Annotated in this window: 3 protein-coding genes; all 3 read right to left on the reverse strand. The window is 69.4% G+C overall.

Features of this window, described 5'->3' with window-relative positions:
* On the reverse strand, positions 1 to 310 hold a 310-nt coding region (gene gspN / locus ACNQQL_RS35920), incomplete at its 3' end, for a type II secretion system protein N (RefSeq protein ID WP_347069676.1).
* 31 nt (positions 311 to 341) lie between these two features.
* A complete protein-coding gene (gene gspM / locus ACNQQL_RS35925) occupies positions 342 to 848 on the reverse strand; it encodes a type II secretion system protein GspM (RefSeq protein ID WP_072442711.1) in 507 nt (168 codons plus the stop codon).
* Positions 845 to 1,360: type II secretion system protein GspL (gene gspL / locus ACNQQL_RS35930; RefSeq protein ID WP_347069678.1), on the reverse strand; the 516-nt coding region annotated here is incomplete at its 5' end. The genes gspM and gspL, both read right to left, overlap by 4 nt.

Below are 1,360 nucleotides of genomic sequence, written 5' to 3' on the forward strand. Positions count from 1 at the left end.
CCTCGGTCTGGCGCATGCGCATCTGCACGCGCCCGGTCAGCAGCGGCCAGAAGCCCGTGGTCCATTCGACCCGGCCCGGCAGCAGCGTCGCCGCGCTCTGGTCGGCGCCCGACGCGAGCATCAGCGTGCCCGAGCCGTGCCACAGCGACCCGTCCGGATCGACGAGATTCACGTGAGCGCCGGTCGCACGCGCGAACTGCGGCGCGATCCACGCAGCCGGCGCGAGCGCGACGAGCGTCACCGCCGTCGCCAGTCCGCCCGCCAGTACCCACGGCAATGCGGCGGCGAGCCGCTTCGTCCATGGCCTCATCGGCCGACCGCCGCTTGCGTCATCCACTGCGTCATTTCTGCGTCGACGGTTGCATCACGGCCGTCAGGTCGACCTGGCCGTCGTCCTTCAGCGCGGTCGCGTGCGCCTCGCCGACCTGCACCTTGAACTGACGGCGCGCATCGTCGAGCCACTGCGTCCACACCGGAAACGACACGTTCTTCATCTGGATCTGCACGCCGTTGCCGACGATCTGCACCTGCGCACCCTGCAGCCCGTGATCGGACAGCGACGCGGTCAGCGCGTCCTTCAGCGCCAGGCCGGTCGGCGCGACGCCCTGCGCGGCGGCCGTCAGCGACTTCGCCTCGTTCGCCTGCGCGGTCATCTGCGCGAGTTCGCGGCGCATCGTCGGCAGCTCGCGCTGGATCCGTGCGCGGCCTTCCTGCGCGGGCGACCACAGCACCGAATACGCAATCGCGACCGCCAGCACGGCGCCGCCCCAGCCGAGCAGCATCTTCTCGCGCTGCGAGCGCTCGCCCCAGAACTGGGTCAGCGTCTGGTTCAGTTGTTCCGTCTTCATGAGCGGCTCCGGATCGTCCATTTGCCCGTGTTGCTGTCGACTTCGCCGGACAGTCCGTTGCGCGCGAGGCGCTGCGTGAAATCGGGATCGACCTTGACCTCCGGCTTGAAGCCGACGTCGAGCCGCCGGTCGTGATAGTCGAGCGACGCGATGCCGTTCAGCGGCAGCGCGCCCATCGAGCGCGTCAACCCGCTCGCCAGCGCGAGGAAATCGTTCGGCGACAGCTCGCCGGCCGCCAGGCGCAACTGATCGAGCTGGCGCTGCATCTGCGCGGGCGGATCGAGCACCGTCGTCGTCTTCGGGAATGCGGACAGCAGCGTTTCGGTGATCTGCGCGGACAGCGCATCGCGCTCGCGCGACAGCTTCCACCAGTGCAGGTTCATCCCGATCACCGCGACGCCGAGCGTCGCCGCGACGAGTGCGATCGGCACGCGCAGGCGCTTCACCGTCGCGCGGTCGAAGCGCCACGGCTGCGACTCGAATTCGAACTGGCACAGATCGAAACGCTCGGT

Origin of the sequence: Burkholderia sp. LFS061 (assembly GCF_047978125.1) — a bacterium.
Taxonomy (GTDB): domain Bacteria; phylum Pseudomonadota; class Gammaproteobacteria; order Burkholderiales; family Burkholderiaceae; genus Burkholderia; species Burkholderia pyrrocinia_C.

What these genes read in the sequence shown, in the direction of transcription:
- gspM (WP_072442711.1), bottom strand. Translation starts at nt 848, where the DNA reads ATGAAGACGGAACAACTGAACCAGACGCTGACCCAGTTCTGGGGCGAG.